We start from the raw sequence: 5,657 nt of genomic DNA, 5'->3' as shown, positions 1-5,657 counted from the left end.
TGCCTGCACTTTACCTTCCTTAACCGAAAGTATCTCTCCATCCAGTACGGTGCCATCTGGCAATTCATTCGCAAGGAAGTGTAGTTCGGGAAATTGATCTGTTACCAGTTCTTCGCCGCGCGACCAAATGAACAATTCTCCATTACGCTTAATAATTTGTCCGCGAATACCATCCCATTTCCATTCAGCCTGCCATTCTTTTGGCTCACCCAAGCTTGCAGGCTCAGATTCAAGAGCATAAGCCAGGCAAAAAGGATATGGCCAGGAGTTGTCGGTATTTACATGGACACCTGCAATAAGATCATTATAGGTAATGTCTGAAKGTTCCCATTTGCCCATAATACTGTGCATGATTTTGCTGCTCTCGATTGTACTTTGTTTTGCAAGCGCATTTACAAGCATTTTGTTGGAAACACCGATTCTGAAATTTCCCGAAATGAGCTTGTTAAATATAAAGCGTTCCCTTGTTTCCAAACTATTCCAGGCGTTAACAATAAAGGCCTTTTTATGTGTGTCGTCTTGCCCGTTTAATAAAGCCAGATCCTTTATCCATTCGTGTAATTTACGATCTGAAATCTGAACAGGAGGGGGGAGTATAAGGGCTATGGTTTCACTTAAGTCGCCCACATTATGATAGCTTTCTGTAAATAACCATTCGGGGATTTCGCTGAGCTCTACAGCCCACAATTTAATTAGAGCAGTACTTACAGGGCGTTTGGGGCGCTTGCCTGTAAACATGGCTATTACATAAGGTTTATCCAAATCATCAGCTTCATTGAAATAATCAACAAGGGCCGCAATTTTATCATTTGTTTTGTTACTTGTTTCAAGCTGTTGTATAAGTTCTGCAAAGCGTTTCACGATTTTTCCTCCTCTTCTTCCTCATTCCCATATTGCGTTTTYACTTCTTCAGATTCAATGCCTATTTCATTTAAGTATTTGGAAAAGGTTGCTGTAAAGCCATGCGTTATATACACTCTCTCTGCCTCCGTAGCTTTTATTGCCGACAATAGACCGGGCCAATCGGCATGATCACTTAATGCGAAGCCAGCATCGGCACTTTGCCATCTTCTGCCAGCCCTTACCTGCATCCAGCCAGAGCATACCGCGGTAGCCGGACTGGTTAAAGTTTTAATCCACCGGCCATCAGAAAGTGCCGGCGGCACAATGACAATCCCTTTTTGCAGTTCTTCTTTCCTAGTTTCCGGGGTGATCCTGATGGTTTCTGGTAAATTTACCCCGGAGTGTAGAAACCCTTCATTTAAATTTGCAATGGAGCTATGAACATATATATCACCATAACCCTCCAGGCCTTTCATAAGTCTTTGTGCTTTGCCCAGGCTGTAAGCGGTAAGTACTGAGGTTTTGTTCTTATCCCGATTGCCAGATATCCAATCTTTTATCTGTGCAAACACTTCTTGCTGTGGTTGCCATTTATAGATAGGCAGTCCGAAAGTACTTTCAGAAACGAAAGTGTGGCACTTTACAGGCTCAAATTGGGTGGTTATTCCATCGTATTCTACTTTATAGTCGCCAGATATTACACAGATCTCRCCTTTATATTCGAGTCTTATCTGTGCAGAGCCTATAACGTGGCCTGCRGGGACAAGACTTAGCTTAACACCATTTATGGTAATCTTTTTGTGATAGGGTAAGGTCTGTATGTTTAGATCTGGGCCTAACCGGTGATTAAGAATTGATTTTGTAAGCTCATGACATAAATAGGCTTTATTGCCCGATTTTACGTGATCTGAATGTCCATGAGTGGTCACCGCGTAGTTAACTGGTTTCCAAGGGTCAATATAAAAATCACCTTGTGCACAATAAATGCCCTTGCTCGTAAATTTGATTAACGCCATGTGGTAATAAACAAAATCAAGATAGGTAAAGTTTTGGCGCATTTTAAGTGCGTGCTGATTATGCACTGCGGGCACGCTGGAAGCAGACTTACCTCAGTCTGCTATCAGCAGAAAGTTTGTGATTGCCCGGCCCATCCAGGCCAGGCATCACATCAAAATAGACCCATATACCTGCGTATACGGGGGACCTTTAATGCTGTTTTATATCTTTTATAAATGTAATAGCTGGTTTCATGCAATAAAATGTATTCTAAAGTACAAATACAACGGACATTGCAAGTGAATAATAGACGAACTCAGGGATTGCGTCGACGATTTTGCTTTTACAGGCGATGGGCATGGTATTAGGAAGGAACTCGCTCCCGTCTAAAAAAGCGTGGTGTGCATTGCATCTGTCTTTTAAAGAATATATTAAAATTGGCAGGGTACTCAAAACCAAGGCAGTATGCAATTTGGCCAACATTCCATTCGGTATGACTTAGCAGTGCCACAGCTTCGGTGGCTATTCTTTTCAAGATGTGTTCCGATGTGGTTCGGCCGGTTACCTCTTTTACAGCATGATTGAGGTGATTTACATGCACAGCGAGTCGTTCGGCGAAATCGTGGGGTGTTCGTAATTCAAGTATATGATCAGTGGAGCCTATCGGAAATTGCCTTTCAAGCAGTTCTATAAACATAGATGTTAATCTTACAGCTGCGTTATTTTCCCTAACATAAGTGTCCGGTGGTTGAACCTTTAATGCCTCATGAACAATTAATTGAATGTAATTGCGGAGCATGTCATATTTATGAACATACATACTTTCCATCTCAGCCATCATCTTGGCAAATAGCTCCATGAAAATCTTTTCCTGATGTTGATTAATAGAAATGATAGGACAACCTTGAAGTTTCCATAACAATGACTCTCTGAGACTTTCATTTCTGTTATGTATAAAATTCTCGGTAAACAGGCAAAAAAATCCAGCCTGCGTTTCTGAGGTTGCTTCCCAGGCATAGGGAATATTGGGGTTGGTAAAAAGCAGGCCTCGTTCTTTTACAATAATTCGCTGATTTGGATAATGGAGTATTCCAGATCCAAGGATCAGGGAAATTTTATAATAATCCCTACGATTATATGGAGATGGTTGCGCCGAACAGTGCGTAGATCTTTTGAATACTCCAAAGTGGCCGACATTTGTAACCGTTTCAACACTGGGGATGGTAACATCAGGATGTCGTATCTTTAGACGTTCATAAAAATCCTGAAGGCTTTCAATTTTATTCACAACATAAAGTTCTTCATTTTTATTCAGCATTGGCTATAACCTCCGTGTAAAATTATGGTTGTATGACTTGACCAGTCTGCATTTCTTCTGAAGGATTTGTTACCAATTCATCGTCTGCTTTAAGATCTCCGAAAATCTCTATTCTATCATCTGCTTCCCTGCCTTTTTTTACTTCGATTTTTTCTATCTTATTGTTGTTGTTTTTTAGCACAAAGATACCTTCAGCTGTTTCCAGTATTGTTTTTTTAGGAACCACAAATGTGCTTGCATTGGCGGGAAGTGGAATGTGAACTTCAGCCACCATGCCTGGCAATAGTCTTTTTGAAGTGTTTGGAACATCCATTTCTATTTTTTCGGAACGAAGACGTAGATCTAAAGCACCGGATAAGCGTTTCACTTTGGCGGTAAAAACCTGATCTGGCATTGACTTTACTGTAAAGCTAATTTGATCACCTTGCTTTAAATACCCAGTATATACTTCAGGAATAGAAATGGCTAAACGGAGATTTTTCTGTTCCTGAAGGGTAAGTAATGGAAACTCTGACCCTTTGCCAGACGGACCCACATAAGCACCTAAATTCACATTTCTGGCAGTAATAATACCGCTGAATGGTGCGCGGATTTCCAGATAATCTCTAATCGCGGCCACCTCTTTATATGCAGCTTTAGTTGCTTCAAATTGTGCCTGGTCGGAATTTCTACGGGCTATGGCCTGATCCAGGTCATTTTTGGAAATGGTACCGGGGGTTTTACTAGTCTCATACAAACGCTCGTAATTCGCTTTGCTTGCGGTGTATAAAGCTTCCTGAGATTTGAGTCGCGATTGTGCGGCAGCCAACTGAGAATTGGTTTCTGGTGCTTCCAGGGTCATTAGTAATTGACCTTTACTTACCTGTGAGCCGATATCTACTTTTAATGTTTTAATAAAGCTGCTTATCTTCRCATACAAGTCAACCTGCTGGTAAGCACTTAGCTCTCCCGGCAGCTGCAGTGTGGTGGCCAGCTTATCTTTTTTAAGTTTAAAAGTAACAATAGTAACTGCCTTCTCTTTTTTGTCTGCTTCTTTTTCTGCTTTGGCCGTACATCCGTTCATTATAGCCAATATGGCAATTCCTCCTGCCAGGGCTACTGTGTTTAGAAATAGGTTTGTTTTCATTTGTAAGTTATTTTAAATGCCTTTATGTTATTCTGCTAATCCTTTGATGTAATGTTTACTTTCTTTATCCTCCGGATCAAGTGATATAGATTGTGTGGTTTCCTTGCCTTGTACCCATGCAAATACTAATGGTAAAATTATCAAAACCGCAATAGTTGAAGCGATCAAACCTCCAATTACTGCTCTGCCAAGCGGTGAAACCTGGTCTCCTCCTTCGCCATGGCCAATGGCCATCGGAAGCATTCCGGCAACCATCGCCACACTGGTCATAATGATGGGCCTGATCCTTAGCGCTGCAGCTTCTCTTGCCGCGCTTGCTGCATTCCCGCTATGTTTACGTAAATGCTCAGCGTTTGTTATCAGAAGTACAGCATTAGCGATAGATACCCCAACAGACATAATGATGCCCATATAAGATTGAAGATTTAAAGTAGAACCGGTTATACTTAACAACAGCAACGCTCCGAGTATAACAGCAGGTACCGCAGTTAAAATCACCAATGGTACTTTAAAAGACTGGAAATTTGCCGAGAGCATCAGGAATATAACCACAATGGCAACAAGAAGTCCGGATTGTAAACTGCTTAAGGTCTCTCCCAGCACATTGATCATACCTACTGGTTTTACAATCAAACCTCTCGGCAGTTCACCCAAATCTTTAATCGCTTTGTCTACATCTTTACTTGCGGAGCCCAGATCCATTTTGTTCAGGTTTGCCGTAACTGATAGGTAGGGCATAGCGCCAACATTGTCATTTTCACCATAAGTGGTATCTGTAGTAATAGTGGCTACATCACTTAGTATAGGTCTGATGCTATTTCTAAGCAAGGGGATTTCGCCGATATTCTCTTTGGTGTTCATCTGATTAAAGGGAACCTGTACCTGAACATTATAGGTTAAACCAATTTTCTCATCTACCCAGACATTTTTATCTGTATAACGAGAGGAAGAGGTAGAGGCTATTAACGATCGGGACACATCGCTCATGTCTACACCCAGTTGAGCAGCTTTAATCCTGTCAATATTTACGTTTAACGCAGGGTATTTGATAGACTGTGCAATTTGCACGTCACGCAAATAAGGAATCTGTTTCAGTTCAGCGAGTACCTTTCTGGCGTAAGTTTCATTTATCTTTTTATTCTTACCCGCTATGCGCACTTCAACAGGAGTGGGAGAGCCCTGGCTTAACACCTTGTCGGTTAATTCTATTGGCTCAAAAGATAAACTGATATCCGGTTCAAGTCTTTTTACATTTTTCCTTAATTCATCTTTAAATTCTTCCATATCCGCATGATAATCTTTCAGTCCAATCTGAAAGACGGCTTCATGTGGCCCTGCCATGAATAAATAAATCGGGTTTACAGAGAATAAAGA

The 5,657-nt window shown here is 41.3% G+C and carries 5 protein-coding genes; all 5 read right to left on the bottom strand.

Annotated elements, in window-relative coordinates; genetic code table 11:
• Positions 1–861 (bottom strand): ATP-dependent DNA ligase (locus tag AC1DG9_RS22390; protein ID WP_477635267.1); only part of this gene is annotated, 861 nt, incomplete at its 3' end.
• The gene (locus AC1DG9_RS22385) at positions 858–1,901 is read right to left on the bottom strand and encodes a ligase-associated DNA damage response exonuclease (protein ID WP_337718153.1); all 1,044 of its coding nucleotides are present in this window, start codon (positions 1,899–1,901) and stop codon (positions 858–860) included. The genes AC1DG9_RS22385 and AC1DG9_RS22390, both read right to left, overlap by 4 nt.
• A 302-nt stretch (positions 1,902–2,203) precedes the next feature.
• Positions 2,204–3,157 carry a helix-turn-helix domain-containing protein gene (locus tag AC1DG9_RS22380; protein ID WP_216854298.1) on the bottom strand — a complete coding sequence of 318 codons (954 nt, stop codon included), beginning with the start codon at positions 3,155–3,157 and terminating at the stop codon, positions 2,204–2,206.
• 22 nt (positions 3,158–3,179) lie between these two features.
• Positions 3,180–4,283, bottom strand: a complete 1,104-nt coding sequence (locus AC1DG9_RS22375; protein WP_477635266.1) for an efflux RND transporter periplasmic adaptor subunit — start codon at positions 4,281–4,283, stop codon at positions 3,180–3,182.
• Positions 4,284–4,310: 27 nt separating this feature from the next.
• On the bottom strand, positions 4,311–5,657 hold a 1,347-nt coding region (locus tag AC1DG9_RS22370; RefSeq protein ID WP_477635265.1), incomplete at its 5' end, for an efflux RND transporter permease subunit.

The organism is Pedobacter sp. 05L430 (genome assembly GCF_056397585.1).
The sequence above is the reverse complement of the archived record's forward strand: the minus strand, read 5'-3'. Positions and strand labels throughout refer to the sequence as shown.

Coding starts and splice junctions, on each gene's coding strand:
- AC1DG9_RS22380 (WP_216854298.1), bottom strand. CDS start 3,157: ATGCTGAATAAAAATGAAGAACTTTATGTTGTGAATAAAATTGAAAGC.